We start from the raw sequence: 26974 nt of genomic DNA on the forward strand, positions 1-26974 counted from the left end.
CCAACCCGGGCCCCCCCTTTGGGGGGGGGGGGGGGGGCCCCGGGGGGGGGGGGGGGGGGCGGGGCGGGGGGGGGCGGGGGCGCCCCCCCCCCCCCCCCCCCCCCACGGCCCTCACCGGCGGTACCGCCACCGCCCTGCCCGCACCGGCCGCGCCGGCCGCCCCCGGCGCACCCCGCGGCGCCGACCGCGAGCGGTGCCTCGCCGTCGCCCGCGCCCTGCTCGTCCTCGACTCCGACGACCGCCCCCTCGTCCCCCGCTACCAGCGCGTCCTGCGCGACGGCCTCCCGGCCCGCCGATCCCGCCCGAAGGACGTCCTCGTCATCGGCGCCGGCCCGGCCGGGCTGGTGACCGCCTGGCTGCTGAAGCGGGCGGGCCACCGGGTGACGGTCCTGGAGGCCAACGGAAACCGGGCGGGCGGCCGCGTCAAGACCTTCCGCAAGGGCGGGCACGAGGGCGCCGCGCAGCCGTTCGCCGACCCCCGCCAGTACGCCGAGGCGGGCGCCATGCGCCTGCCCGGCAGCCACCCGCTGGTGATGCAGCTCATCGACCAGCTCGACCTGAAGAAGCGGCGCTTCCACTACGTCGACGTCGACCAGGAGGGCCGCCCCGCCGCGCGCACCTGGATCCACGTCAACGGCATCCGGGTGCGGCGCGCCGACTACGCCCGCTCGCCCCGGCGTGTGAACCGCTCCTTCGGGGTGCCGAAGGCCCACTGGGACACCCCGGCCGCCGCCATCCTGCGCGCCGCCCTCGACCCGGTGCGCGACGAGTTCAGCCGCGTCGGCCCGGACGGCAAGCGCGTCGACAAGCCCCTGCCCGAGCGGCTGCGCGGCTGGGCCCGCGTCATCCAGCGGTTCGGCGACTGGTCGATGTTCCGCTTCCTCACCGAGCACGCCGGCCTCGACGAGCGCACCGTCGACCTGATCGGCACCCTGGAGAACCTCACCTCACGCCTGCCCCTGTCGTTCATCCACAGCTTCATCGGCTCCTCCCTCATCAGCCCCGACACGCCCTTCTACGAGCTGGAGGGCGGCACGGCCGTCCTGCCGGACGCGCTGCTGGAGCGGGTGCGCCAGGAGGTGCGGTTCGACCGCCGGGTGACCCGCATCCAGTACCACCACCCCGACCGCCCGTCCCCGGAGGACGGGCACGTGCGGAGCAAGGGGCCGCACGTGTGGGTGGACACCGTGTCCGAGGGCCGCCACGGCCCGGTCGTCCGCGAGCAGTTCACCGCCGACGTCGCCGTGGTCACGGTGCCGTTCTCCGGGCTGCGCCACGTGCAGGTCGACCCGCCGCTGTCGTACCGCAAGCGCCGCGCGGTCAGCGAGCTGCACTACGACAGCGCGACCAAGGTGCTGCTCGAGTTCAGCCGCCGCTGGTGGGAGTTCGACGAGGCCGACTGGAAGCGCGAGCTGAACGCGGTGAAGCCGGGCCTGTACGAGGCGTACCGCACGGGCCGGGCCCCGGCGGACGGCAGCCTGCTCGGCGCGCACCCCTCCGTCCCGGACGGGCACATCACGGCGGCCCAGCGCACCCACTACGCCGCCAACCGCGCGATCGGCCGCGACCAGCCGGAGGCGGCCGGTGTGGTGGGCGGCGGCTCGGTGTCGGACAACGCCAACCGCTTCATGTTCCACCCCTCGCACCCGGTCCCGGGCAGCGCGGGCGGTGTGGTGCTGGCCTCCTACAGCTGGGCGGACGACGCCCTGCGCTGGGACTCCCTGGACGACGAGGCGCGCTATCCGCACGCGCTGTGCGGTCTGCAGCAGGTCTACGGCCGGCGCGTCGAGGTGTTCTACACCGGCGCGGGCCGCACCCAGAGCTGGCTGCGCGACCCGTACGCCTACGGGGAGGCGTCCGTGCTGCTGCCCGGACAGCACACGGAACTGCTGCCCGCGATCCCGGCGGCCGAGGGCCCGTTGCACTTCGCCGGGGACCACACCTCGGTCAAGCCGGCATGGATCGAGGGGGCCCTGGAGTCCGCCGTGCGGGCCGCCCTGGAGGTGCACACGGACTAGGTCCGTCGTGTGGATCACGCCGCAGACGCGCGTCCTGGCACGCGCGTCTGCGGCGTTGTCGTCGGTCGCCGACGCTCCGCGTCGACTCCCTCCTCCGCCTTGCGGCTGCACACACCGGACCACGCTCCCCGGCGCTGAACGGCACCGTCACTTTCCTGCGACCTGATCCCAACGACGGCCCCAGCCGGTCCGCGTGACGGAGCCCCGGCCGCACGGCCGGGGCTTCCGCGTCCCCGGACGGCGGCCCGCGGCGGTCGTTCCGCCGCGACCACAACGACCACAACCTCCGTTGATTCCGCAAGCGAGACACCATGTCGGCGGCCGGGCACCATGTGGCCCACCTCACCCTCCCCCACAGGGCATCGACCTACCCGCAACGACGTACCGACAGGTGGTGGCACTCGTGCGCCTGCGCACTCCCCTCGCCCTGCTCGGGGCCGCCGTGCTCGTGCTCGTCGGACCGCCGCTGCTGACCGCCGGCAGCGGGGCCGAGACCGGCACACAGATCCCGGGCCTGCGTTTCATGGTCCCCAACACACCGGGCGGCGGCTACGACATCACGGCCCGCACGGCAGCGAAGAACGCCGAGGACGCCGGACTCACCCACAACATCGAGGTGTTCAACCTGCCCGGAGCCGGCGGCACGGTGGGCCTGAGCCGGCTGGTGAGCGAGCACGGCAACGGCAAGCTCGCGATGTCCATGGGGCTCGGGGTCGTGGGCGCCGTCCGCTCCAACGACGCCCCGAAGACGCTCGGCGACACCACGCCCATCGCCCGGCTCACCGAGGAGCAGGACGTCGTCGTGGTCGGCAAGGACTCCCCGTACCGGACGATCGACGACCTGATCGGCGCCTGGAAGGAGAACCCGGGCAAGCTGCCGGTGGGGGGTGGCTCCTCCCCGGGCGGGCCGGACCACCTCGCGCCGATGCTGATGGCCCGCGCCGCCGGGATCCCGCCGAAGCAGGTCAACTACATCCCCTTCGACGGCGGCGGCGAGCTGCTCGCCTCCATCCTCGGCAACAAGGTCGCCTTCGGCGTCTCCGGCGTCGGCGAGTACCTCGACCAGATCAAGGCGGGCGAGCTGCGTCTCCTCGCGGTCACCGGCCCCGAGCGCGTGGAAGGGCTGGACGCGCCCACGCTCCAGGAGGCCGGATACGACGTGAACTTCACCAACTGGCGCGGCATCGTCGCCCCGCCCGGGCTGACGGACGGCGAGCGCGCCAAGCTCGTGCGGCTGATCGAGGAACTGCACGACTCGGACGAGTGGCGCGAGGCCCTGGAACAGAACGGCTGGGACGACGCCTTCCTCGGGGGCGAGGAGTTCGGCGCGTTCCTCGACGCCGAGGACAAGCGCGTGGTGTCGGTGCTGAAGGAGCTGGGACTGTGACGACGCGGACCACCGATCTGCCCCCCGCGCGGGAGGGCGAGCGGCGCTCGTGGCTGAAGGAGCACTCCGAACTCGGCGTCTGCGTCCTGCTGCTGGCGCTCGGCGTGCTCGTCCTGACCGACGCGCTCACCATGGACGTCGACATCGCCCAGCGCGGACCGGTCGGGCCGAGGACCGTGCCGGTCGTGGTCGGGGCCGGCCTGCTCGTGATCGCTGCGCTGCTCGCCGTGGACGTGCTGCGCGGCGGCCGGGGCCAGGCCGAGGGCGGCGAGGACGTCGACCTGTCGGAGCCCGCCGACTGGCGCACCGTGCTGCTGCTGGCCGGGGTGTTCCTCGGCGCGGCCGTGCTGATCGAGCCGCTCGGCTTCCCCGTCGCGGGCGCCCTGCTGTTCTGGGGCGCGGCGTTCGCGCTGGGCAGCCGCCGGACCGACCGCGACCCGCTCATCGCGGCCGGGCTCTCCCTCGTCACCTACGTCGTCTTCAACAACCTGCTCGGAGTGCCCCTGCCCGGCGGTCCGCTGATGGAGGTGCTGTGACATGAACGCCCTCAACTCCCTGCTGGACGGCTTCGGTACGGCCCTCACGCCGGTCAACCTGCTCTGGGCCGCGATCGGTGTCCTGCTGGGCACGGCGATCGGGGTGCTGCCGGGCATCGGCCCGGCGATGGCGGTCGCGCTGCTGCTGCCGGTGACGTACGGGCTCGACCCGACGGGCGCGTTCATCATGTTCGCCGGCATCTACTACGGCGCGATGTTCGGCGGCTCCACCACCTCCATCCTGCTCAACACTCCCGGCGAGAGCGCGGCGGTCGTGGCGGCCATGGAGGGCAACCCCATGGCGAAGTCCGGCCGGGGCGCGCAGGCCCTGGCGGCGGCGGCCATCGGCCACTTCGCGGGCGGCATGGTCGGCACGCTCCTGCTGGTCGCGCTCGCGCCGACGGTCGCCGACCTGGCCGTGGACATCGGCGCGCCGGACTACTTCGCCATCATGGTGCTGGCGTTCATCGCCGTGACGTCGGTGCTGGGCGCGTCCCGGGTGCGGGGCATGGCGTCCCTGCTCATCGGTCTCACCCTGGGGCTGGTGGGCCTGGACCAGATGACCGGCCAGCAGCGCCTCACCTTCGGCTCGCTGCAACTGGCCGACGGCATCGACGTCGTCATCGTCGCGGTCGGTCTCTTCGCCATCGGCGAGGCCCTGTGGGTCGCGGCGCACCTGCGGCGCAGGCCCCCGGAGCCGATCCCGGTGGGGCGTCCCTGGCTGGGGCGCGACGATGTGCGGCGGACCTGGAAGTCGTGGCTGCGCGGGCCGTTCATCGGCTTCCCGTTCGGTGCGATCCCGGCGGGCGGTGCGGAGATCCCGACTTTCCTGTCGTACGTGACGGAGAAGCGCCTGTCCAAGCACAAGGACGAGTGGGGCAAGGGCGCCATCGAGGGCGTCGCGGGTCCGGAGTCGGCGGCGTCGGCCTCGGCCGCGGGCACGCTGGTGTCGATGCTGACCCTGGGCCTGCCGACCACGGCGGTCGCGGCGGTGATGCTGGCCGCCTTCCAGCAGTACGGCATCCAGCCCGGCCCGCTCCTCTTCGAGCGCGAACCCGACCTGGTCTGGGGCCTGATCGCCTCGCTCTTCGTCGGCATGGTGCTGCTGCTCGCGCTCAACCTGCCGCTGGCGCCGGTGTGGGCGAAGCTGCTGCGCATCCCGCGGCCGTACCTGTACGCCGGGATCCTGTTCTTCGCGGCGGTCGGCGCGTACGCCGTCGGCGGCGAGGTGATCGACCTGGTGATCCTGCTGGTCATCGGACTGATCGGCTTCGGCATGCGCCGCTACGGGCTGCCGGTGCTGCCCGCCGTCATCGGCGTGATCCTCGGCCCGAACGCCGAGCAGCAGCTGCGCCGCGCCCTGCAGATCAGCGACGGCAGCGTCACGGGGCTGGTCGACACGCCGTTCGCGGTGACCGTGTACGCGGTGGTCCTGGTCCTGCTGGCCTGGCCGCTGCTGCGCAAGGCGGTGACCCGCGGCCGCGCCACGGCCTGACCGCGTCACCCCGGCCTTCCCACCGGATACGGCGACCCGTACGCGCGGACCTGAACACCGCGCGTACGGGTCGTCCGGCGTCACCGGTCGTCCCGGCCCGGACGCGGACGTCGCGGCGCGCCTACCCCTTGACGCGTCACGGACAACGGTGGCTTGATGTCATGGGAGCGCTCCCACCTCCTCCAGGGAAGGGACCACCATGCGCAGAACCCCCCGCACGTCTCCCCGCTCACGGCTCGTCCCGCTCCTCGGCCTGCTGGCCGCCCTGCTCCTGCCCCTCGCACTGGCCTCCGCGCCGCGCGCGTCGGCCGTCCCCGCCGCGGATCCGGTGCGGGTGATGCCGCTCGGCGACTCGATCACCGGGTCCCCGGGCTGCTGGCGGGCCGTGCTGTGGAACCGGCTGATCAGCAGCGGCTACACGGACATCGACTTCGTCGGCACCCTCCCGCCGCAGGGCTGCGGGCAGGCCCACGACGGCGACAACGAGGGCCACGGCGGCGAGCTGGTGACCCAGGTGGCCGACCGGAACCTGCTGCCCGGCCGGCTCGCGGCCACCGACCCGGACATCGTTGTCATGCACTTTGGCACCAACGACGTGTGGAGCGGCATCGCCCCCGACCGCATCCTCGCCGCCTACACCGAGCTGGTCGGGCAGATGCGGGCCGCCGACCCGGACATGCGGATCCTCGTCGCGCAGCTCATCCCGATGAACCCGGGCAGTTGCCCGGCCTGCGCGCAGCGCGTCGTCGACCTCAACGCGCGGATCCCCGCGTGGGCGCGGGCGACGAGCACCGACCGCTCCCCGGTCGTCGTGGTCGACCAGTGGACGGGCTTCAGCACGGCCGGCGACACCTACGACGGCGTGCACCCCAACGCCTCCGGCGACGCGAAGATCGCCGCACGCTGGTTCCCGGCCCTGGCGGCGGTCCTCGACGCGGGCGTCCCGCAGGACCCGGGCGACCCCGGCGATCCCGGCGACCCCGCCGCCTGCACCGCCCGCTTCCGGGCCGTCTCCGCCTGGCAGGGCGGCTATCAGGGCGAGGTGACGGTGACCAACACCTCCGCCTCGGCCGCCGCGGGCTGGACCGCGACCGTCGCCCCGGCGGGCGGCGCGCGGCTCACGCAGGTCTGGAACGGCACGCTCGGCACGGCCGCGGAGGGGAAGGTCACCGTCTCGAACGCGGACTGGAACGGTGCGCTCGCCCCCGGCGCGAGCGCCACGTTCGGTTTCGTCGCCGACGCCCCGGCAACCGCCGGCCCCCCGGCGGCGACCGTCACCTGCACGGTCCGCACCCCCTGACACCGGGCCGGGCCGCCGGCACCCGCGCACCGACGCCACCGCCCTCCCGCCCGACCGGGCCACGGCGACCGGCAGCCGCGGACCAGCGGGCCACGTCCGCAGGGCACCGCACGCCCCACCACGAACGCCCCGGCCGGGCGGCGAACCGGCCGGCCGGAGATCCGCCGCACCACCGGCACCACGCGCCCAGGCCCCACCCGATCCCACCTCCGGAGCCGCCATGAGATCCCACGTACCCCCCACATCCCGGCCGGCCGCCGTCGCCGCCGTCCTGCTCGGCCTGCTCCTGTCCCTCCTCACCCTCACCACCCCGGCCCACGCCGCCCCCACCGGTTTCCGCGTCGAGAACGGCCGGCTTCTGGAGGCCTCCGGGAACGACTTCGTGATGCGCGGCGTCAATCACGCGCACACCTGGTATCCGGACCGGATCAGCTCCCTCGCCCACATCAAGGCCAAGGGCGCCAACACCGTCCGGGTGGTGCTCTCCAGCGGGGACCGCTGGACCCGCAACGACACCGCCGACGTGGCGAACGTGGTCGCGCAGTGCAAGCAGAACCGGCTGATCTGCGTCCTGGAGGTGCACGACACCACCGGCTACGGCGAGCAGAGCGGCGCCGTCACGCTCTCCCGCGCCGCCGACTACTGGATCAGCGTGCAGAGCGCGCTGACCGGCCAGGAGGACTACGTCATCGTCAACATCGGCAACGAGCCGTACGGCAACACGAACTACTCGGCGTGGACGGCCGACACGAAGGCGGCGATCCAGAAGCTGCGCGCCGCCGGGTTCGCTCACACGATCATGGTCGACGCGCCCAACTGGGGCCAGGACTGGGCGTTCACCATGCGCGACAACGCCGCCTCGGTCTTCGCCGCCGACCCGGACGCCAACACCGTCTTCTCGATCCACATGTACGGCGTCTTCGACACGGCCGCCGAGATCACCGACTACCTCAACCGCTTCGTCACGGCGAAACTCCCTGTCGTGGTCGGCGAGTTCGGGCACGACCACTCGGACGGCAACCCCGACGAGGACACCATCCTGGCCGTCACCCGGCAGCTGCGTCTCGGCTACCTCGGCTGGTCCTGGAGCGGCAACGGCGGCGGCGTCGAATACCTGGACATGGTCACGAACTTCGACCCGGACCAGCTCACCGGCTGGGGGCAGCGGCTGTTCAACGGCGCGAACGGCATCGCCGCCACCGCCGAGGAAGCGGCGATCTACTCCTCCGGCGGAGGCGACACCACCGCCCCGACGGCCCCCGGCACCCCGGCCGCCTCGGGGGTGACGTCCTCCTCGGTGACCCTGACGTGGGGCGCCGCCACCGACGCCACGGGCGTCACCGGCTACGACGTCGTCCGGATCAGCGGCGGCGTCGAGACGGTCGCGGCCAGTACGACCCGCACCACCGCGACCCTGACCGGCCTGTCCCCCGCCACCTCCCACACCTTCGCCGTCTACGCCCGGGACGCCGCCGGCAACCGCTCGCCCCGCTCGGGCACGGTGACGGTGACGACCGCGCCGGGCGGCACCCCGTCGGCGTGCGCGGTCGGCTACCGGGTGACGGGCAGCTGGCCGGGCGGCTTCCAGGGCGAGATCACCGTGCGCAACACCGGTACATCGGCGATCAACGGCTGGACGCTGCGCTGGACCTTCCCGGACGGTCAGCGGATCACCAACCTGTGGGGCGGGACGGCCACGCAGAGCGGGGCCGACGTCAGTGTCGCGGCCGCCCCGTACACGGCGACCGTTCCGGCCGCCGGTTCGGTCACCCTGGGCTTCACCGCGACCCGGGGAACCGTCCATGCCGACCCCACGGCGTTCACCCTGAACGGCACGGCCTGCTCCCTGAGCTGACCGCGCCCCGCGCGGCGGTGCCGCCACGGCCCCGTCGTCCGGGCCCGGCGGCACCGCGCCGCCGGGTGCGGCAGCCGTCCCGGGTCGAACCGGGCCGGGCCGTGAGCTGAACTCCGTCCTCCGCAACCGGGATGCCGCCACGCACCGTCTGTCGTCATAGCCGCCGCATGACCGGGCGGCCACGACCACGGCCCGGTTCGGGCCACGACAACGGGGAGTTGCATGCGTACGAAGCTCGGCTCGATCCTGGCCGCGACCGTCCTGGCGACCGGCCTGGGCGTCGCGATGGCGCCCAGCGCCTCGGCCGCCGACAACTGCTGGGCGGACGGGGACGGCATCCGCTCCTGGTGCCGCAACGTGTCCGGCGCACCGGTATACGGCTACATCGGCAACAACCACATCTACCCCGACCCCACCAAGGTGGTCGGCTACATGTACTCCAACCCCAGCTGGTTCTACTGCAAGCTGGACGGCCAGGCCTGGGTCGGCGGGCCGCACCCGACGCGCTGGCTGCTGACCGTGGCCGACAACGGGAAGCTCGGCTACATGAAGGACACCGCGATCTACAGCGAGACCGACCCGGTTCGCAACTGCTGACCTCACGTCCGTGCGCGACCGTGCCGCAGTCCGCCGTGGAGGGGGCTGCGGCACCGCCGTGTCCGGCCTATACTTCTACACATCTGTAGAAACTCATACACGCACGTGAAGGAGTGGACGCCGCCATGGTGTTCAAACGACTGCTCGGCGCGCTCGGTGTGGGCGGCCCCACGGTCGACACGGTTCTCGACCCGGCTCCCGTCCGGCCCGGCGGCACGCTGACCGGCCGGGTCCGGCTCGAGGGCGGCACCGCCGGCTTCGAGATCGAGCACCTCACCCTGGAGCTGGTGGCCCGGGTCGAGGCGGAGCACGAGGGCGGGGAGAGCGAGGGTGTCGTCGCCTTCGACCGTTTCACCGTCGGCGGCGGCTTCCGGCTCGCGGAGGGCGAGGAGCGGGAGGTGCCGTTCAGCGTGACCGTGCCGTGGGAGACGCCGGTCACCGAGCTGCACGGGCAGAGCCTGGGCGTCGTCCTGGGCGTGCGTACCGAGCTGTCGGTGGCGGGCGCGAAGGACAAGGGCGACCTGGACCGGCTCGACGTCGTACCGCTGCCGGTCCAGGAGGCGATCCTGGAGGCCTTCGGCGGGCTGGGGTTCGGCTTCCGGTCGGCCGACCTGGAGTATGGGCGCATCGGCGGCACGGGCCAGCGGCTGCCCTTCTTCCAGGAGATCGAACTCGTCCCTCCGTCCGCCTACGCGCAGCAGGTCGACGAGATCGAGCTGACGTTCCTGGCGAACCCGGGAGGCATGGAGGTGGTCCTGGAGGCGGACAAGCGGGGCGGTCCGTTCTCGCCCGGCCATGACGCGCTCACCCGTTTCACCGTCTCCCACGAGGAAGCCGGGCAGCGGGACTGGCCCACGGTCGTCGACGGCTGGATGCGGCAACTCGTCGAGCACCGGGCGTCGTACGCCTCCCCGATGGGCCACGCCTCCCCCGCCGCGTTCGCGCACGACGGGCAGCAGCACGACGGTCACCGCCCGGGCCCCGGCACGGGCACCGCCGTCGCCGCCGGCGCGGCCGGTCTCGCGGTCGGGGTCGCCGGCGGCCTGGTGGCGGGCGAAGTCGTCGACGAGGTCGGGGACTTCTTCGAGGGCGAGGAGGAGGAAGAGGAGGGCTGAGGCCCGTCCGGGCGGTGGCTCAGAGCGGCGTCGCCGCGTGCAGGATGAACACCATCGTCACGGCCGAGTTCGCGGACGACATCGCCGACACCGCCGTCCCGGCCGCCGCGGCCCACGCGGCGAGACCGACCGAGGTGAACGCGGGGGGCCAGTTGCGCGCCGCCGGCGCCGGTCCCAGCAGCGCCGCCACCCGGCGCGGCACCGGCCCGGGCGCGGCGAGCCCCGCGAGCGTCGGCGCCGGTGTGCCCCGGGAGACGAGCGCGGCGGTGCCGATGGCGCGGGCCACCGTGCGACGGCTGCCGATCGCCCGGGCCGCCTCCTCGTCGGCCCACCGCTCCGCCGTGTACGCCACGGCGGTCCCCAGCGGCCGCAGGAACGGGTTGGCCCGGGCGGCGAGCCGCACCGCCAGCAGGAAGCGGTCGTGCCGACCGGTCAGATGGGCCCGCTCGTGGGCGAACAGGGCCCGGCGCTCGGCCGGCGCCAGCCGGTCCAGCAGGGCCGTGGTGACCACCACACGGCCCGCGCGCGTCCCCCGGGCCCGGCGGCCGGGCAGCGCGTACGCGTAGGGAGCGGCGTCGGGCAGCACGGCCACCTGCGTGTCCGGCAGGCCGGCCAGCGCGCGGTGCGCCCGGCGCCGCACCCTCGCGTGCCGCGCCAGCGTCCGGGCGCAGGCCACCAGCACGGCGCACAGCGCGGGGATGGCGGCCTTGCCGGCGATCTCGTCGTACGGCACCGCCGCCCGCACCTCGGGGTCGGACCAGCCGTCGGGCAGCGGGTTGCCGGGCAGCTGGGCGGTGCCCACCACCATCACCAGCCCGAGGCAGACCGTGCTGCACACGGCCAGCACCACGGCCAGCGCGGTCAGCAGCCGGGTCGCGGTGCGCGGATGCAGGTGCTGCTCGGCCAGGCGCGCGACCGGCCAGGCCGTGAGCGGCAGGACCAGCGGCAGAAAGACGAAGACCCCCATGAGGCTTCAGTCTTCCCCCTCGCCGTGGGCCTGCTCCAGCAGGTCGCGCAGCAGCCGTTCGTCGTCCGGGCCGAGGCCGGTGAGGAAGCTGGCCAGCACGGCCTCGCGGTCGCTCTCGGCGTCCAGGACCTTGCGCATCTTCCGCGCGGCCAGGCCCGCCTGGTCGGAGGCGGGTGTCCAGACGAAGGACCGGCCGACCCGCTCCCGGGTGACCGCGCCCTTGCCCAGCAGCCGGGTCAGGATCGTGATCACCGTCGTGTAGGCGAGGTCGCCGCCGAGGCGTTCCTGCACCCAGCCGGCCGTGGCCGGACCGTCCGCCTCCCGCAGCGCCGACAGCACCAGCGCCTCCAGCTCGCCCTGCCCCCGCCGGGGACGCTGCCGGGGATCCGTCACCGCCCTGCCTCCCTTCCGCCGCACCGCGTTGCCCGTGCGGACATCGTATAGATCCGCCGGACCGGCCCCGCCATCTTCTACAGTGCTGTAGATTCAAGAGCGACACCACCGCACACGCCAACAAGGAGCAACCGTGGGAGTTTCCCTCTCCAAGGGCGGCAACGTCTCGCTCAGCAAGGAGGCGCCCGGCCTCACCGCCGTCCTGGTCGGCCTGGGCTGGGACGTGCGCACGACCACCGGCACCGACTACGACCTCGACGCCTCGGCGCTGCTCCTGGACGCCTCCGGCAAGGTCCCCACGGACCGGCACTTCGTCTTCTACAACAACCTCAAGAGCCCCGACGGCTCGGTCGAGCACACCGGCGACAACCTCACCGGCGAGGGCGAGGGCGACGACGAGAGCATCAGGGTCGACCTCGCCGCCGTGCCCGCCGGGATCGACCGGATCGTCTTCCCGGTCTCCATCCACGACGCCGAGCACCGCGGCCAGAGCTTCGGGCAGGTCCGCAACGCCTTCATCCGTGTGGTCAACCAGGCCGGCGGCCAGGAGATCGCCCGCTACGACCTGTCCGAGGACGCCTCCACGGAGACGGCCATGGTCTTCGGCGAGCTCTACCGGCACGGCGACGAGTGGAAGTTCCGCGCCGTCGGCCAGGGCTACGCCTCCGGGCTGGCCGGGATCGCCGCCGACTTCGGCGTCGGCGTCTGACCGGGTCGGCCCGGAACGACCCGGGAGAACCCGTGGCCCACCCGCCCCGCCTCCGCCCGGAGGACCGCGCGGACTTCGAAGCGGTACCGCGGCCGTCGTTCGGGCCGGGCGGTCCGCTGCCGGCCCTCGCGGTGCTCACCCCGCTCGTGGCGGCCGGCTCCGCCGGGGCGCTGCTCCTGCTCGGCGGCGTGCTGCGGGCGGCGGGTGCTCGGGGGCCGCTGCCCGGCTCGCTCGGTACGGCCGGCTGGACCCTGGCCCTCGTCGCCGCTGTGACCGGACTGGCCGCCGGGGCCGCGCCGCTGCGGGCGGCCCTGCGCCGGCGCGCCGGCCCTCCCACGCGCTCCGAGGCGGCGATCACCCCCTGCTCCCCGCCCGATACGCTCGCGCCGTGCCCGGCCCGGGCGAGAAAGGACAGGACACCATGTTCGGACTGAGCGAGCTCGCGATCATCCTCATCGTCGTCATAGCCGTCGTCGGGATCAAGAAGCTCCCCGAGCTGACGCGCTCGGCCGGCAAGGCGGCCCGCATCCTCAAGGCCGAGGCCCGGGCCGCGAAGGACGAGGAGGCCGGGACGGCCCCCGCGCCGCGGGTGGTCCGGGGCGAGGTCGTCCGGCCGGGCACCGGGACGCCCCCGCCCGGCGCGCGGACGGCGGACCCCCCGGACCACCGCTGATCCCTCCCGCGCCACAGCGGCACGACACCGAGGCAACCGCGTGACGGCGTGACGGCTAGAGCGTGCGCTCCAGGCGGTCCGCCACCAGCTTCACGAACTTCGCCGGATCCTTCGGCTGGCCGCCCTCGGCGAGCACCGCGAGGGTGTGCAGCAGTTCCGCGGACTCCGCCAGCTCCGAGCGGTCCGTGCGCTCCTGGTAGGCCTGGTTCAGGCCCTTCACCAGCGGATGGCCCGGGTTGAGCTCCAGGATCCGCTTGGTGCGCGGCACCTCCTGGCCCATGGCCCGGTACATGTTCTCCAGGGCCGGGGTCAGGTCGTGCGCGTCGGAGACGACACAGGCCGGGGAGACGGTGAGCCGCGTCGACAGGCGCACCTCCTTGATGTCCTCGTCCAGCTGCTCGCGCATCCAGCCGAGCAGCCCGGCGTACTCCTCGGCTTGCTTCTCCCGCTCCTCGCCGGCCTTCTCCGCCTCCTCGCCGTCCAGGTCGATCTCGCCCTTGGCCACCGACCGCAGCTTCTTGCCCTCGTACTCGCCGACGGCGTCCACCCACACCTCGTCGACGGCGTCGGTGAGCAGCAGGACCTCGATGCCCTTGGCCCGGAACGCCTCCATGTGCGGGGAGTTCTCGATGCTCTGCCGGGACTCGCCGGTGAGGTAGTAGATGTCCTCCTGGCCGTCCTTCATCCGCTCGACGTACTGCGCGAGCGTGGTCGGCTCGTCCCCGTGCGTGGTCGCGAACGAGGCGACGGCGAGCAGGGCGTCGCGGTTCTCGGAGTCGGTGACCAGGCCCTCCTTCAGGACCGTGCCGAACTCGCGCCAGAGGGTGGCGTAGCGGTCGGCGTCCTTGGTCATGATCTCCTTGACCGTGGACAGCACCTTCTTCGTCAGCCGGCGCTGCATCATCCGGATGTGCCGGTCCTGCTGCAGGATCTCGCGCGAGACGTTCAGCGAGAGGTCCTGCGCGTCGACGACGCCCTTGACGAAGCGCAGGTAGGGCGGCAGCAGCTCCTCGCAGTCGTCCATGATGAAGACGCGCTTCACGTACAGCTGGACGCCGCGCTTGAAGTCCCGCGTGAACAGGTCGTGCGGCGCGTGCGCGGGGATGAACAGCAGCGACTGGTACTCGAAGGTGCCCTCCGCCTGGAGCCGGATGGTCTCCAGCGGCTCGCGCCAGTCGTGGCTGATGTGCTTGTACAGCTCGTGGTACTCGTCGTCGGAGACCTCGTCGCGCGAGCGGGCCCACAGGGCCTTCATGGAGTTCAGCGTCTCCGGCTCGGGCGCGTCCTGCCCCTCAGCGGCCTCCGGGACCATCCGGATGGGCCAGGTGATGAAGTCCGAGTACCGCTTGACGATCTCCCGGATCTTCCACTCGGAGGTGTAGTCGTGGAGCTGGTTCTCGGTGTCGGCCGGCTTCAGGTGCAGGGTGACGGAGGTGCCCTGCGGGGCGTCGTCCACGCGCTCCAGGGTGTAGGTGGCCTCGCCGCGCGAGCTCCAGCGGGTGCCCTGGTCCTCTCCGGCCCGGCGGGTGACCAGCGTGACCTCGTCCGCCACCATGAAGCCGGAGTAGAAGCCGACGCCGAACTGGCCGATCAGCCCCTCGGCCCCGGCCGCGTCCTGGGCCTCGCGCAGCTCCTTCAGCAGGGTCGCCGTGCCCGACTTGGCGATGGTCCCGATGAGCTGCCCGACCTCGTCGTACGACATGCCGATGCCGTTGTCCCGCACGGTGAGGGTGCGGGCCTGCTTGTCGACGTCGATCTCGATGTGCAGGTCCGACACGTCGGCGTCGAGCGAATCGTCCCGCAGCTTCTCCAGACGCAGCTTGTCGAGCGCGTCGGAGGCGTTGGAGACGAGTTCACGCAGGAAGACATCCTTGTTCGAGTAGACCGAGTGGATCATCAGCTGCAGCAGCTGACGGGCCTCTACCTGGAACTCAAACGTTTCGGTCGTCATGGTTCGCGAATACCTCACAGGTCGCACAGTCGCCTGAACTGGTGGCAGTCACTGTAAGACACCACGTCAGGCGGGAGGACCGGAAGTCAGACGAGGCGGGCGAAGACCACGAGGTTCTCGGTGTAGTCCCGGGCCCGGCGGTCGTAGGCGCCGGCGCAGGTGATGAGGCGGACCTGGGCGTCGGGGGTGTCGCCGTAGACGCGCTCGCTGGGGAAGGCGTCCTTGCGGAACGACTCCTTGTGGTCGACGACGAAGGTCGCCCTGCTGCCGTCGGCCCGCTCGACGTGGAACCGGTCGCCCTTCTTCAGCTCGCCGAGCCGGGCGAACACCGCCGGTGAGGTCGTGGTGTCCACGTGCCCGGCGATGATCGCGGTGCCGGCCTCGCCGGGCGAGTGGCCCTTGGCGTACCAGCCGACGAGATTGGTGTCGTCGGGCGGCGGCGGGTCGAGCTGCCCCGTCCGGCCGATGGCCAGGTCGGTGAAGGGCGCGTCGACGGCGATCTTCGGGATGAGCAGGCGGACCGGCTCGGACCGCGGCAGGTGCGCGGCGGCCCGGGACGGGGCAGTCGCCGCGTCGGGCGCGGCGGAGGCGGTGGCCGCCACGGCCGGCGGGGCGTGCGGCGGACCGCCGGCGTCGGACGACGTGCCGCGGCCGCCGACCAGGTGCGCGGTCATCAGCAGCGCGGCCGCGATCCAGATCGTGGTCACGACGGTGCGCAGCCGGCGCCTCGGTGCGGGGGCGGGCTCGGCCGGGGAGGGGGGACTGGCTGCCATCGGGGACCACCTCATTCGGGCACGGCGACGGGTCGGGCGCGGCAGCGGGCGCGACCCGCGGGAGGACGAGCCGGGCCGCCGCGACGCCCGTGGGGCGTGCGGCGGCCGCGGCGGCTTGTGGCGTCAGGCAGCCGTCATGCGGCACCCTGCGACGCCTGCCGGCGGCGCAGCGCGTACAGCCCGGTGCCGGCCACCGCCAGCACCGCGAGGCCGCCGGCGGTCACGCCCGGCGCCCCGGCCAGCCCGCCGCCACCGGTGTGCATGCCACCGTGCGGCTTGTCGTGCTTGCCGTGCCAGGAGCCCTTCTCGTGCTCGTCCTGGCCGTGCTCCTCGTGCTTGCCGTTCTCCTCGTGCTTGCCCTCGTCGTGCTTGCCGTTCTCGTCGTGCTTGCCGTTCTCCTCGTGCTGGCCCTCGTCGTGCTTGCCGTTCTCCTCCTTGCCCTCGTCGTGCTTGCCGTTCTCCTCCTGCTTGCCGTTCTCGTCCTGCTTCTCGCCGTAGGCGTCCTCTTCCTGCTTGTCGCCCCAGGGGTCCTCGGCGTCGGGGTTGTCCCAGTCGTCGTCCGCGTTCACCGCGGCCAGGGCTCCGCCACCGGTGTGCACCCCGCCGCGCGGCTTGTCGTGCCGGTCGTGCTTGCCGTGCTCGTCGTACTCGTCGTGCCGGTCGTCCTTGCCGTTCCAGGAGTCCTTGCCGTGCCCGTCGTCCTTGCCGTGCTCCTCGTGCTTGCCCTCGTCGTCACGGTGGTCGCCGTAGCCGTTCTCGTCCTGGCTCCCGTCGTCGTCCGCGGTCAGCCCGGTCAGCGCGCCGCCGCCCGTGTGCATCCCGCCGCGCGGCTCGTGGTGTGTGCCGTCCTTGTGGTGCTCCTTGCTGTAGGAAGTCGTGTCGTGGTCCCGGTCACCCATCGCCTCGGCGCAGGCGGTGGGTGCGGCGATCGCGAGGGCGGCCGTGGCCGTGGCCGTCGCGAGCAGCATGCGGGCAGAGCGCATCGGTGAGTCCTTCCGTCGCCGACCGGGCAGCTGACGCCGCGCCAGCTCACGAGACCCGGTCTCGACGTGCACCACCGTCAGTCATGCCGGACCGCTCCACCATCCAGGGCGTTCACACGGGTTACGGCCCCACTCCGACGGCGGCATCCCGGCCCCCGCCGGGCCGCTGCCGGGGGAGCCGCAACCGCCCGCCCCCGGGCACCGTCTCCTACGGCGACACGGGGGCGCATCCGCGGGCCCCCGGACCGCAGCGGGAGGCGCTCATGGCCATGGTCGGCCTGTTCTGGATCGGCGAGGACTCGGTGCACGTGGGGGCCGAGCCCGTGGGAGCGGGCCCCGGGGTGCGGCTGACCGAGGACGGCGTCGCGGTGTCCGGCGCCGGCGGGGGCGGGTTCTGGACCTGGGACGAGGTGGTGAGCATCGAGACGCACGACGTGCCGGTGCGCTCGGGGGTGCGCAGGCTGGCGTCCATGGCGTTCGACGCCGCGCTCGTCGCCGTCACGGGCGACGGCGAGCTGCCGCCGGCCTTCACCGTGGAGGTGGCGACGGCCGGGGAGACGGTCCTGGCGGACGCGCACGCGGCCGTCGCCGGTGGCAGCTACCTGCCCTCGGAGTACGAGCTGTCCACCGCCCTCCTGAGGCGGCTGGCCGAGGGCGGCGCCGACATCGCCGAGCTGCTGGCGTGGGGCCGGGAGCACGCGGCGGAGGGCACTCCCGGGCGCGAGGAACGCGAGGCGCTGCTGCGGAAGTGGGCCGGGCTGTAGTCCGGGCCCGGCCGCTGCCCCGGCCGCTACCCCCGTCCGCGGTGGCCCGGGCGGGCCGGGTCCGGGTCGACCAGCTGGGCCGCCAGGCCGGCCAGGACCAGACCGCAGGCGATGAGCAGGCCCTGGGACCAGGCGATGCCCGACCCGAGGGCGGCCACCCCGAGGGCGAGGCCCCACCAGGCGCCGGTGCGCCGGTACTCCCGGGGCCGGACCGGGCGGCCGGACCGCAGAGCGCGGGCGAACCGGGGGTCCGCATGCTCCAGGCGCGCTGCGAGATCGACCAGACGTTCGTCTTCGGACGGGGGCACGGCGACTCCTTCCGGAACCCGGCAGCGCTGGGGGGCGGGGCACGGCCGACGCCATGACGCGTCCTGCGGGCCGGGCCCCGTGACGATGCGGCGGGGACGGCCTGCCGCCGCCGTCCCACCGGGGCTTCAGCGTCTCCCCCCTCCAGAGGCGTCCGCCATCGGGCCCTGCCCCCATCCTTCCCGGTGTCCGCACCCCACGAACGCCGGGCGGCGGGGCGGGTGTTCGGCCCGCCCATGGGTGCTGTCCCCCAGGGCAACGCCCTCCCTCGCCCGCCGGGGCCGGGTGCGGGGAGCCGCGCGGGGTCGCGGGGAGAGCGCTGCCCGCCCCGCGCGCCCCACACGGTGCCGCTAGCGCTCCGCCTCGGCGGGCTCGGGCACGGAGGGCGTGCCGCCGGCCGGGGCGTCCCGGTCGGACGGGGTGCGGCCGGGCAGCAGGTCCTGGCCGGCCCGCAGCGCGCGGGCGAGCAGGTGGGCGCGTCCGGCGGCGATGGGCCCCAGCACCGCGAGGACGAGGACGTACCCGGCGATGAACGGGGCGAGGCGGGCGTCCAGCCCGGCGGTGGCGGCCATGGCGGCCAGGATCAGCGCGAACTCGCCGCGGGCGACGAGGGTGGTGGCGATCTCGGCGGCGGGCTCGGTGCCGTAGCGGTACACCCGGGCGACGAGGAGCCCGGCGGCGACGTTCATGACGACGGTGAGCGCGGCCGCCGCGGCGACCGGACCGGCCACGGACAGGATGTCGCCGGGGTCGATGGACAGGCCGAAGGCGAAGAAGAAGAGGGCCGCGAAGGCGTCGCGCAGCGGGTGCACCAGGTCCCGGATGCGGGGGCCGGAGGGGGTGCCGGCGAGGATCAGGCCGACCATGAACGCGCCGATGGCGTCGGCGACTCCGAGGACCTCGGACACCCCGGCCACCAGGACGGCCGCGCCGAGGAAGCTGATGACGAGCAGTTCGTCGTCGCGGGTCGCGATCAGCCGTCCGACCAGCCGGGTGCCGTAGCGGGCCGCGGCGGCCAGCGCCAGCAGGAAGCCGAAGGCCTTGGCGCCCTGCAGGACCGTGTCGCCCAGGCCCTGCGCGCCGCTGATGACCGGCTGGAGCGCGGCGAGGTACAGGGCGAGGAAGATGTCCTCCACGACGATGACGCCCAGGATGAGCCGCGTCTCGGGGCGGCCGATGCGGCCCAGGTCGATGAGGATCTTGGTGACGATGGCGGACGAGGAGATGCCGAGGACACCGGCCAGGACGAGGGCCTCCCGCACGCCCCAGCCCAGGGCGAAGCCGAAGGCCAGGCCCGCGCCGACGTTGAGAAGCAGGTAGATGCCGCCCGCGGTCAGCAGGCGCCGGCCGCCGCTTCTGAGGTCGTCGAGGTGGAACTCCAGGCCCAGGTAGAACAGCAGCAGCACCAGTCCGAGTGCGGAGAGCATCTCGAAGTCGTGCGCGTCCTCGACGATGACCAGCCCGGGGGTGTGCGGTCCGAGCAGGATGCCGGCGAGCATGAACAGCGGGATCGTCGGGAGTCCGATCCTGCCGCCGAGGCGGGCGAGGAGGGCGGCGGCGAGGAAGGCGCCGCCCATGGCGAGCAGGGTGTCAGCGTGTCCCACGGGTCACCGCCTTCGTGGGCGCGCGGCGGGCGGATCGTTTCTTCGTACGGGGACGGATAAGGGCTCCTCCTTGGTGGGGCGGTGCGGGGGCGGGCGATGTCGTCGTGCGGCGCGCGGGCGAGTGCCGTCGGCTCCGGCGCGGTCGGCTCACACGACGCTGCCAGCCTCACACGGGCACCGGTGGCGCGGCCATCGGTGCCCGCACCCATATCCGGGCGGGGGCGCCACCCATGCTCGTCCCGTCCCGCCGTCCCGTCAGACGTGCCGGTGCCCGATGCCCAGCAGGCTCGCCGCCGCCCCGAAGTCCGCGGCGTGGTGGCCGACCGCGAGGGACCAGTGGTGGCCCACGCCCGTGGCGCTCCACGCGTCGACCCACTCGCCGGGGTCGCATCCGAAGGCGACCCTGCTGGTGGTGTTGCCGATCTCCAGCAGCGGTCCGGGGACGACGGTGCCCTCCGAGGTGACGAAGGACAGCCCGCCGTCGGCGTCCTGGCCCAGTCCGAGCAGGGTGACGGGCCCGTGCCGCACGTCGAACTCGACGCTGACGCCCCAGCCGCGCTTGCCGTGGTAGACGCCGAGTCCGCGCAGGAGCGGGTCGCGGGAGGCGACGGCGAGGTGGGCGGGCCCGTCGTGGCCCATCTCCACCACGCCGTCCTCGAAGTTCAGGGCCTGGATCTCCGTGAAGGAGCCTCCGGTGCCGATGCTCTGGGAGGCCAACTGGGCGACGGAGGTGCGCAGTTCGTACTCGCCGGCGGCGGGCACGCCCCGGGCGGTGAGCAGGGAGGCGCCGAGGATCATGCCGGCACCGAGCCGCTCGTGCAGTTCGCCGTCGAGGCCGCGGTGGTAGTAGGCGAGGCTGTCGAGCGCGAAGTCCGCCACCAGCCGGTCGAGGGCGACCGAGACGGTCGCGCCCCAGGCGAAGTCCTCCTCGGCCACGCTGCCGTGCAGGGTGAAGACCTGCCGGGCGAGCGCCATCCGCTCCCGTGTCTCGGTCTCGGTCACCCGCTCGACGCGGTGCCGCAGGTCGTCGAACTCCAGCACCTCCACGTGCGAGCCGAACGTCGCGGACAGCAGGGTCGGGTCGGTCTGCACGTCGAGCATGCCCGGGTACACGTGCCCCATGAGGCCGTGCCGGGCGTGCCGGAGCGCGGCACGCACCTGCGCGGCCCGGATCCACCGCTCGATGCGCCGCCAGGCGGACTCCTGCCGCAGCCAGCCCGACACCGACCGGAAGGGGATGCCGGCGCGCCGGAAGACGTTGCCGACCTCGGGGACGGGGCACTGCCCGCAGTAGGCCAGCCAGGCCCCGGTGTCGAAGGAGGCGTGGTCCATCCGCTCGGTCGGCTGCAGGTCGACGACCAGCACGGGGGTGTGCGAGCGCCGGACGATCGGCAGCACCATGGAGGACGTGAGGTAGGTGGTCAGGAACAGCACGATCAGGTCGCAGTCGGCGCGGCGCAACTGCTCGGCGGCGCGCGCCCCTTCCTGCGCGTCGGAGATGAACCCGGCGTCGGTCACCTCCGCGTCCATGGCCCGGAACCGCTCGGCGACGTAGGCGGCGGACTCCTTCAGTTGCGGCAGGAGGCCGGGGAACTGGGGCCAGTAGGCGCCGAGTCCGCCGGCGACCAGCCCGATGCGGGCGGGGCGCCGGGTGACCGGCGGGAGCAGGTCGTGCAGGGCGGCGGCCCGTGCGGCCGTGCGGTCCGCTGTCGTTGCCATGGTCGTGCTCCTTGTCGGGTCGGTCTGCGACGGCTCAGGGGCTGGTGACGCGCAGGTCCGCTCCGCCGGGCACCGCACCGGGCGCGCGCGGGACCAGGACGCGGATGATGAACACGCCCGCGAGCGCCGCTGCCGTCATGCAGGCGGTGATCGTCCAGAGCAGGACGGCCGGGCTGTGGTCGGCGAGGGCGGGGGTGAAGAACGCGGCGATCGCGAACACGCCCCGGGACAGGGCGTAGGTGAGGCCCTGGGTGGTGCCGCGGGTGTCGGCGGGCAGGGTGAGCTGCGACCACACCTTGTAGTTGGCCTCGCCGGCGAAGGGGTTGGAGAGCTGGTAGAGCACGAAGAAGACGAGCATGCCGGCGAGGGCGCCCGCGGTGAGGGACGCGATGACGAACGCGAGGATCTGCACGACCGCGGCCACGTGGAAGAGCCGGTCGCGCCAGGGGGTGTCGGCGACCCGGACGAAGGCCAGGGTCAGCAGGACCCCGATGGGGATGAAGGCCAGGTTGATGCCGGTGGCCAGGCTCTGGGAGGCGTCGCTGACGGTGACGAGGAGATAGGTGCCGAACTGGCCGAAGGTGTTGGCGCCCAGGCCCCAGGTGACGTAGAAGACGAACGTCGCGGCCATCGGCAGCAGGGCGGCGCGGGTCCACACGTTCTTCAGCGAGATGCCCTCCGGGGCGTCCTGCGGCTCCGGGCCGGCCGTGGCGTGACCGGCCGGCAGTTCCAGCCGGGAGCGCAGGGCCCAGGTGACGAGCGCGGCGACGGCCAGTTGCCCGGTGATGAGCCGGGCGCCGGTCATGCCGGTGGTGGACAGGACGAAGCCGAGGAAGACGGCGACGGTGATGCCCAGCATCCACATGACCTGGGTGAACGCCACGAGCCTGCCCCGGGCCCAGGACGGCGCGGCGTCCGACACCACCGCCAGGGAGGTCGGCAGGTCGGCACCGGCCGCGAGTCCCGCGACGAAGACGCCGATCAGCAGGGTGATGTCGTCCGGCGCCAGCGTGATGACGAGCGCGCCGAGCGCGAAGCAGAAGATGTCCCAGTTGTAGACGCGGCGGCGGCCGAAGAGGTCGGCGAGCCGTCCGCCGACGAGGGATCCGACGGCGATGCAGCCGGTGACGAGCGCGCTGACCGCCCCGGCCGTCCACACGCCCATGTCGTAACGGTCGCGGTAGATGGCCAGGTTGACGGAGATGCTCACGATCAGCCCGGCGTCGAGGTAGGAGGCCATGCCCGACAGGGCGGCGGCCTTCCAGAGCGGTTTCGGGATGGGGCGGGTACCGGCCATGCTGCGACTCCGTCGTCTGGTGACATCGCGGTTCCCGGGGGCCCGGTCGCAGCGAATATAGGGCGCCGAAAACGTTGCAACAAGGTGCTGCGCACGGATACGCGGGATGACGTCGGCCTACGCCCCACCGGTCCCGGCTCTGGCGCGACCTCCCCTGCTTGCCTACGGTGACAGCGTCCTGAAAACGTTTTAGGGGAAGGACCGCGTCCGTGCTCTCCCCCACCCTCCGGCAGCTGTTCGACGATCCGCCCCGCGCGTTCGGTCCCACGCCCCTGTGGTGGTGGTCGGGCGCGAAGGTCACCCGCGATCGACTCGCCTGGCAGCTGCGGGCGTTCGCGCGGGGCGGTGTGCACAACCTCGTGATCATCAACCTGGCCCCGGCCGGCCCGGCCTTCGGCGCCCCGGCCGACGACCCGGCCTGGTTCAGCGAGGAGTGGTGGGCGCGCTTCACCGACGCCTGCGAGATCGCCGGCGACCTGGGCACGCGCCTGTGGTTCTACGACCAGATCGGCTTCTCCGGGGCCAACGTGCAAGGGCAGGTGACGCGACGTCACCCTGGGGCGGCGGGGCAGGCGTTGCGCTGCCGCACCGTGCGGGTCCGCCGGGGCGAGGTGGGTCTGCGCGAGGCCGAGACGCCTGTGGCCGCCTACGGTGCCCGAGGCCGCCGGCTCGATCTCGGCGCGGACGGGGCCGTCGGGGCCGGCGACGGGACGGAGGTGCGGCTGGTCACGGCCGTGCCCACCGCGTTCGACTACCTGGACCCGCACGCCGTCGGCCTGCTGATGGACGCGGTCCACCACGAGTACGACCGCCGCGTGCCCGGGTATCTGGGCACCGTCGTCGCGGGCAGCTTCCAGGACGAACTGCCCGGCACGAACGCCTGGAGCCACCGCTTCGCCGAGGAGTTCCGCGCCCGGCGCGGTTACGACCTGCTCGATCGGCTGCCGGCGTTGTTCGGTGCGGACGCGGGGGTGCCGGAGGGGAAGGTCCGCGCCGACTACTACGCGGTCCGGGCGGAGCTCACCGAGGAGGCGTTGTTCCGCCCGCTCGCCGACTGGCACCGGCGGCGCGGACTGCTGCTGGGCAGCGACCAGAGCCACCCGGCCCGCGCGGGCCACCCGGCCCAGTCGACGCAGATCTACACCGACTACTTCCGCACCCACCGCTGGTACAGCGCGGCGGGCAGCGATCACCACGGCGACGCCAAGGTGCACTCCTCGATGGCGCACCTCTACGGCCACGAACGGGTGTGGATCGAGGCGTTCCACTCCTCCGGCTGGGGCGGCACGCTGGAGGAGACCTACGCCTGGCTGCTGCCGTTCCTGCGCAGCGGCGCCAACCTGTACAACCCGCACGCCAGTTACTTCGGCACCGCGGGCGGCTGGTTCGAGTGGGCGCCGCCCTCCACCGACTGGCGCCAGCCGTACTGGAAGCAGTACGCGGCGTTCTCCCGGGCCGTGGCGCGGATCTGCTCGATCATGTCGTGGGGCGGTTACGCGGCCGACGTGGCGGTGCTGCACCCCACCGCCACCATGCAGGCGCTGCTGCCGCTGGACGCGCCGGTGCGGCACTTCGGCGACGGCCGGCTGGGCGCGGGCCATGCCGCCGCCGACGAGACGCAGCGGCACTACCTGGATCTGTGCGGCACGAACAACTGGCTCGCGCCGCACGCCGGTTCCCTGGACCGGCACGGGATCTCCTTCGACGTGGTCGACGACGACTCGGTGCAGCGAGCCGGGGTCTCGGGCGGCGCCCTGCGGATCAGGGACCTGGCGTACCGCGCGGTGCTGCTGCCGTCGGCGAGCGTGCTGGAGGAGGGGACGGCGCGCCGGCTGGCCGAACTGCTCGACGCGGGCGGGCGGGTGGTGGTCGTGGGGCGTCCGCCCGTGACGGCGGCGGGCCGGTCCGGGGACGACTTGGTGGTGGCCGCGCTGACCGCCCACCCGCGGCTGGAGCGGGTGGCCGGCCCGGAGGATGCGGCGGCCGCGGTGGCCGACGTGGCCGGGTACGCGACGGGTGAGGTGCCGCTGCTCGTCCGGCGGCGGGGCGGTGCGGGGGTGGCCCTGGTGACGGCGGCCTTCCCGGAGATCGGCCCGCACCCGCTGCGGCCCGGTGCCGCCCCGGCCGCCGCCGGTACGTCGACGGTGACCGTGCGGGCGCGCCTCGCCGAGGCCGAGGTGTGGAACCCGGCGACCGGCTCCCGCCGCACCGCGCGCGTGACGGTCCGCGGCGGCGGCACCGTCTCGGACGTCGAGGTGCCGCTGGAGGGCGCGCCCGCCGTGCTGGTGGTCTGGCGCGAGGAGCCGCCCGTACCGGGCGGACCGTCCGCACGGCCGGAGCCGGCAGAGCCGGAGCCAGTACCGCCGGAGCCGGGACCGGCCCGGGCGGAGGGACCGGCCCGGGCGGAGGGACCGGCCCGGGCGGAGGGACCGGCCCGGGCGGAGGGACCGGCCCGGGCGGAAGGGCCGACCCGGGCGGAAGGACTCGCCCAGGCAGAGGTCTCGGCCCAGACGCAAGGACCCACCCAGCCGGAGAAACCCGCCCAGACGCAAGGACCCGCCCAGGCAGAGGAACCGGCCGAGACGCAAGGACCGGCCCAGGCCGAAGGACCGGCCCAGGCCGAAGAACCGCGGCCGGGAGGTCGGCATGTCGACCTGTCGACCGGCTGGTGGGGCCGGCTCGTCCCCACCCTGGACAACACCTGGGGTGACTTCGCCCTGCCCCCGGGCGCGCCCGTGGACGAGCCGCAGATCTGGACCATGGAGTGGACCGAAGGCACGGTGTGGGAGCGGGTCCGGGCCACCTACGGCAACCGCGTCCGGGTGCTGCCCCCGGTCCCGGCCGGTGAGGTTGCCGAGCCGCTGGACGCCGCTCGCGCCGAACGGGTCCTGGCCGGTGAACTGCCGCTCGTGCCGCCGGGATCCGGCTGGGACCTCGCGGTGTTCTCGTCGAGCCGCGGTGTGCCGGACCAGGGCGGGCTGCTGGGCACCAAGGGGCTGGTGAACGAGGAGTTCGTACGGGTTCCCGTGCCGGGCGGCGGGACGGCCGCCCGGGTCCGGGCGATCGTGGAGACCGCCCGGCGGGGGCCGGCCGAACTGCACGTGGGCGCGGAGGCGGTGACCCGGGTGTGGTGGAACGGCGAGCCGCTGACCCCGCGGGACGGTGGCTACCTGGCCTCCGCGCCGGTGACCGTGACCCGTGGCCGGAACGTCCTGGAGTACGAACTGTCCGGTGCCCAGGACCGGCCGGCCGCGATCTCCGCCACCGGCGGTACACCGCTCGGCAGCTTCTTCTGCCTGTCCGGGCCGGGCGGGCTCGGACCCCGGCCCCGGTTCATGCGCCTGCCCGGCGGAGTGCGGCCGGACGGTCCCGTGACCTACCGCGCGCGGCTGCGGGTCCGGTCCGGCGACGCTCCCGCGGTGCTGGTCGTGGGGGCCGCGTCGGCGGTCACCGTGCTGCTCGACGGGGACGTGGTGGCCCGGCAGGAGAAGGTGGAGTACTACGAGGCGGACTGGGGCGCCGTCGCGATGTTCTTCCGCCACGCGCCCGTGCTGGGGGCGGGCGAGCACACGCTGGAGGTCGTCGCCGCCACCGCGGACGCGGTGTTCGTCGACCTGGTGGTGGGGTCCGGCGCCGGGGCGACGGCCCTGGTGAGCGGCGCAGGCTGGGAGGTGGGGACGGGCGCGGGCGCGTGGCGGGGCCGGACCGTCGAGGACGAGCGCAGGCGCGGGGAGCTGCGGCACTGTCATGCGGCCGTGCGGCCGCACCCGCTGCCGGACTCCGCCTGGCTCACCGGCCGGCCGGTGCCGGACGGCACCGTGTGGCCGTCGCGGACCACCGACGACGTCCGCCCCGCGCCCCAGCGTTTCCGGTTCACCGTGCCGCCGGGAACGGTCTCGCTCCACCTGCCGTCGGCGCTGCGCACGCGCGTACGGGTCGGGGACGGGGAGGAGGTCTGCCCGGCGGGCGACCGCCTGACGCTTCCCGAACCGCCGGCGGAGCCCACCCGGGTCGAGGTCGTCACGGAACCCACGGCGTTCCAGCGCGGCGGCTCGGCCTGGCGCGGCCCGGTGCGGGTGCGGACGGTGCCGGCGCCGCTGCCGCTGGGCGACTGGCAGGAGCTGGGGCTGGACGGCTGGAGCGGGGGTGTGACCTATGAACGGGAGGTCCGGGTGCCGCCGGGGCCCGATCCGGAGCTCGACCTGGGGCGGGTGCGGGGCAGCGTGGAGGTGTCGGTGGACGGGGAGCCGGCCGGGGAGGCGTTCTGCGCGCCGTACCGGTTCCCGCTGCGCGGTGCGGCCGGGCGGACCGTACGGCTGGAGGTGACCGTGCGGGGGACGCTGGCGCCGTATCTCTCGCAGGCCACTCCGACGCAGTGGGCCTTCGCGGCCCAGCTGGCCACGGGCCTGTTCGGGCCCGTGACCCTGCGGCTGCCGTCCTAGGTGTATTGATCACGAGCGTTGTTAACGGTTGCCGGGCTTGATCATGGCGAAGACCTCCGATGTGGTGGAGCTGTCTAGGAACACACCGCA

The 26974-nt window shown here is 73.9% G+C and carries 22 protein-coding genes; 13 read left to right on the plus strand and 9 right to left on the minus strand.

Annotation, left to right across the window (positions count from 1 at the left end):
- Positions 1 to 134 precede the first annotated feature (134 nt).
- The 8 genes from ACIGAN_RS35415 to ACIGAN_RS35450 all read left to right on the plus strand — a co-directional run bounded on the left by ACIGAN_RS35415 (position 135) and on the right by ACIGAN_RS35450 (position 10303).
- The gene (locus ACIGAN_RS35415) at positions 135 to 2018 is read left to right on the plus strand and encodes a flavin monoamine oxidase family protein (protein WP_399863673.1); all 1884 of its coding nucleotides are present in this window, start codon (positions 135 to 137) and stop codon (positions 2016 to 2018) included.
- Between the two features lie 403 nt (positions 2019 to 2421).
- The gene (locus ACIGAN_RS35420; RefSeq protein WP_399863675.1) at positions 2422 to 3405 is read left to right on the plus strand and encodes a Bug family tripartite tricarboxylate transporter substrate binding protein; all 984 of its coding nucleotides are present in this window, start codon (positions 2422 to 2424) and stop codon (positions 3403 to 3405) included.
- Positions 3402 to 3941, plus strand: a complete 540-nt coding sequence (locus ACIGAN_RS35425) for a tripartite tricarboxylate transporter TctB family protein (RefSeq protein ID WP_399863637.1) — start codon at positions 3402 to 3404, stop codon at positions 3939 to 3941. The genes ACIGAN_RS35420 and ACIGAN_RS35425 overlap by 4 nt, the downstream gene beginning before the upstream one ends.
- 1 nt (position 3942) lies before the next feature.
- Positions 3943 to 5436 carry a tripartite tricarboxylate transporter permease gene (locus tag ACIGAN_RS35430; RefSeq protein ID WP_365095766.1) on the plus strand — a complete coding sequence of 498 codons (1494 nt, stop codon included), beginning with the start codon at positions 3943 to 3945 and terminating at the stop codon, positions 5434 to 5436.
- Between the two features lie 199 nt (positions 5437 to 5635).
- Positions 5636 to 6736, plus strand: a complete 1101-nt coding sequence (locus tag ACIGAN_RS35435) for a GDSL-type esterase/lipase family protein (protein WP_399863640.1) — start codon at positions 5636 to 5638, stop codon at positions 6734 to 6736.
- 220 nt (positions 6737 to 6956) lie between these two features.
- The gene (locus ACIGAN_RS35440) at positions 6957 to 8591 is read left to right on the plus strand and encodes a cellulase family glycosylhydrolase (protein WP_399863642.1); all 1635 of its coding nucleotides are present in this window, start codon (positions 6957 to 6959) and stop codon (positions 8589 to 8591) included.
- A gap of 222 nt (positions 8592 to 8813) precedes the next feature.
- The gene (locus ACIGAN_RS35445) at positions 8814 to 9188 is read left to right on the plus strand and encodes a hypothetical protein (protein ID WP_365095775.1); all 375 of its coding nucleotides are present in this window, start codon (positions 8814 to 8816) and stop codon (positions 9186 to 9188) included.
- 125 nt (positions 9189 to 9313) lie between these two features.
- Positions 9314 to 10303, plus strand: coding sequence for a sporulation protein (locus tag ACIGAN_RS35450; protein ID WP_399863645.1), 990 nt, complete (start codon positions 9314 to 9316; stop codon positions 10301 to 10303).
- Positions 10304 to 10322: 19 nt separating this feature from the next.
- Here the strand turns inward: ACIGAN_RS35450 and ACIGAN_RS35455 are convergent, their stop codons facing one another.
- Positions 10323 to 11270, minus strand: coding sequence for a M56 family metallopeptidase (locus ACIGAN_RS35455; RefSeq protein WP_399863647.1), 948 nt, complete (start codon positions 11268 to 11270; stop codon positions 10323 to 10325).
- A 6-nt stretch (positions 11271 to 11276) separates the two neighbouring features.
- A complete protein-coding gene (locus tag ACIGAN_RS35460) occupies positions 11277 to 11663 on the minus strand; it encodes a BlaI/MecI/CopY family transcriptional regulator (RefSeq protein WP_365095783.1) in 387 nt (128 codons plus the stop codon).
- A 133-nt stretch (positions 11664 to 11796) separates the two neighbouring features.
- Between ACIGAN_RS35460 and ACIGAN_RS35465 the strand changes: the two genes are divergently transcribed.
- The 3 genes from ACIGAN_RS35465 to ACIGAN_RS35475 are packed head-to-tail and all read left to right on the plus strand — an operon-like array spanning position 11797 to position 13045.
- Positions 11797 to 12372 (plus strand): TerD family protein, encoded by a 576-nt coding sequence (locus tag ACIGAN_RS35465; protein WP_399863650.1) that lies wholly within the window; start codon positions 11797 to 11799, stop codon positions 12370 to 12372.
- A gap of 32 nt (positions 12373 to 12404) precedes the next feature.
- Complete coding sequence (locus tag ACIGAN_RS35470; RefSeq protein WP_399863652.1) at positions 12405 to 12806, plus strand: hypothetical protein; 402 nt, start codon at positions 12405 to 12407, stop codon at positions 12804 to 12806.
- A complete protein-coding gene (locus ACIGAN_RS35475) occupies positions 12794 to 13045 on the plus strand; it encodes a twin-arginine translocase TatA/TatE family subunit (protein WP_399863654.1) in 252 nt (83 codons plus the stop codon). Before ACIGAN_RS35470 ends, ACIGAN_RS35475 begins: the two co-directional genes overlap by 13 nt.
- Before the next feature lie 55 nt (positions 13046 to 13100).
- On the opposite strand, the gene htpG is transcribed toward ACIGAN_RS35475, so the two are convergent.
- From htpG to ACIGAN_RS35490, 3 genes are all read right to left on the minus strand, one after another.
- Positions 13101 to 14996 (minus strand): molecular chaperone HtpG, encoded by a 1896-nt coding sequence (htpG, locus tag ACIGAN_RS35480; RefSeq protein WP_399863656.1) that lies wholly within the window; start codon positions 14994 to 14996, stop codon positions 13101 to 13103.
- Positions 14997 to 15082: 86 nt separating this feature from the next.
- On the minus strand, positions 15083 to 15769 hold the full coding sequence (locus ACIGAN_RS35485; RefSeq protein WP_365742239.1) for a class F sortase: 687 nt from the start codon (positions 15767 to 15769) through the stop codon (positions 15083 to 15085).
- A 134-nt stretch (positions 15770 to 15903) separates the two neighbouring features.
- The gene (locus tag ACIGAN_RS35490; RefSeq protein ID WP_399863658.1) at positions 15904 to 16752 is read right to left on the minus strand and encodes a hypothetical protein; all 849 of its coding nucleotides are present in this window, start codon (positions 16750 to 16752) and stop codon (positions 15904 to 15906) included.
- A gap of 263 nt (positions 16753 to 17015) precedes the next feature.
- Here ACIGAN_RS35490 and ACIGAN_RS35495 point away from each other — a divergent pair, with 263 nt between their 5' ends.
- On the plus strand, positions 17016 to 17516 hold the full coding sequence (locus ACIGAN_RS35495) for a hypothetical protein (protein ID WP_365742243.1): 501 nt from the start codon (positions 17016 to 17018) through the stop codon (positions 17514 to 17516).
- Positions 17517 to 17542: 26 nt separating this feature from the next.
- Here ACIGAN_RS35495 and ACIGAN_RS35500 read toward each other — a convergent pair whose 3' ends face one another.
- The 4 genes from ACIGAN_RS35500 to ACIGAN_RS35515 form a co-directional block, all read right to left on the minus strand.
- Positions 17543 to 17824 (minus strand): DUF3040 domain-containing protein, encoded by a 282-nt coding sequence (locus ACIGAN_RS35500; protein ID WP_399863660.1) that lies wholly within the window; start codon positions 17822 to 17824, stop codon positions 17543 to 17545.
- Between the two features lie 348 nt (positions 17825 to 18172).
- Positions 18173 to 19426, minus strand: a complete 1254-nt coding sequence (locus ACIGAN_RS35505) for a cation:proton antiporter (protein ID WP_399863663.1) — start codon at positions 19424 to 19426, stop codon at positions 18173 to 18175.
- Between the two features lie 255 nt (positions 19427 to 19681).
- Positions 19682 to 21145 carry an arabinose isomerase gene (locus ACIGAN_RS35510; RefSeq protein ID WP_399863666.1) on the minus strand — a complete coding sequence of 488 codons (1464 nt, stop codon included), beginning with the start codon at positions 21143 to 21145 and terminating at the stop codon, positions 19682 to 19684.
- A 34-nt stretch (positions 21146 to 21179) separates the two neighbouring features.
- Positions 21180 to 22442: an MFS transporter gene (locus tag ACIGAN_RS35515; protein WP_399863668.1), complete on the minus strand. Its 1263-nt coding sequence runs from the start codon at positions 22440 to 22442 to the stop codon at positions 21180 to 21182.
- A gap of 209 nt (positions 22443 to 22651) precedes the next feature.
- On the opposite strand from ACIGAN_RS35515, the gene ACIGAN_RS35520 reads away from it, so the two are divergent.
- Positions 22652 to 26884 (plus strand): glycosyl hydrolase, encoded by a 4233-nt coding sequence (locus tag ACIGAN_RS35520; RefSeq protein WP_399863671.1) that lies wholly within the window; start codon positions 22652 to 22654, stop codon positions 26882 to 26884.
- Positions 26885 to 26974 lie beyond the last annotated feature (90 nt).

This window comes from Streptomyces sp. NPDC085931, assembly GCF_044540565.1.
Taxonomy (GTDB): domain Bacteria; phylum Actinomycetota; class Actinomycetes; order Streptomycetales; family Streptomycetaceae; genus Streptomyces.

What these genes read in the sequence shown, in the direction of transcription:
- ACIGAN_RS35430 (WP_365095766.1), top strand. Translation starts at nt 3,943, where the DNA reads ATGAACGCCCTCAACTCCCTGCTGGACGGCTTCGGTACGGCCCTCACG.
- ACIGAN_RS35435 (WP_399863640.1), top strand. Translation starts at nt 5,636, where the DNA reads ATGCGCAGAACCCCCCGCACGTCTCCCCGCTCACGGCTCGTCCCGCTC.
- ACIGAN_RS35440 (WP_399863642.1), top strand. Translation starts at nt 6,957, where the DNA reads ATGAGATCCCACGTACCCCCCACATCCCGGCCGGCCGCCGTCGCCGCC.
- ACIGAN_RS35445 (WP_365095775.1), top strand. Translation starts at nt 8,814, where the DNA reads ATGCGTACGAAGCTCGGCTCGATCCTGGCCGCGACCGTCCTGGCGACC.
- ACIGAN_RS35450 (WP_399863645.1), top strand. Translation starts at nt 9,314, where the DNA reads ATGGTGTTCAAACGACTGCTCGGCGCGCTCGGTGTGGGCGGCCCCACG.
- ACIGAN_RS35455 (WP_399863647.1), bottom strand. Translation starts at nt 11,270, where the DNA reads ATGGGGGTCTTCGTCTTTCTGCCGCTGGTCCTGCCGCTCACGGCCTGG.
- ACIGAN_RS35475 (WP_399863654.1), top strand. Translation starts at nt 12,794, where the DNA reads ATGTTCGGACTGAGCGAGCTCGCGATCATCCTCATCGTCGTCATAGCC.
- htpG (WP_399863656.1), bottom strand. Translation starts at nt 14,996, where the DNA reads ATGACGACCGAAACGTTTGAGTTCCAGGTAGAGGCCCGTCAGCTGCTG.
- ACIGAN_RS35485 (WP_365742239.1), bottom strand. Translation starts at nt 15,769, where the DNA reads ATGGCAGCCAGTCCCCCCTCCCCGGCCGAGCCCGCCCCCGCACCGAGG.
- ACIGAN_RS35490 (WP_399863658.1), bottom strand. Translation starts at nt 16,752, where the DNA reads ATGCGCTCTGCCCGCATGCTGCTCGCGACGGCCACGGCCACGGCCGCC.
- ACIGAN_RS35495 (WP_365742243.1), top strand. Translation starts at nt 17,016, where the DNA reads ATGGCCATGGTCGGCCTGTTCTGGATCGGCGAGGACTCGGTGCACGTG.
- ACIGAN_RS35510 (WP_399863666.1), bottom strand. Translation starts at nt 21,145, where the DNA reads ATGGCAACGACAGCGGACCGCACGGCCGCACGGGCCGCCGCCCTGCAC.
- ACIGAN_RS35515 (WP_399863668.1), bottom strand. Translation starts at nt 22,442, where the DNA reads ATGGCCGGTACCCGCCCCATCCCGAAACCGCTCTGGAAGGCCGCCGCC.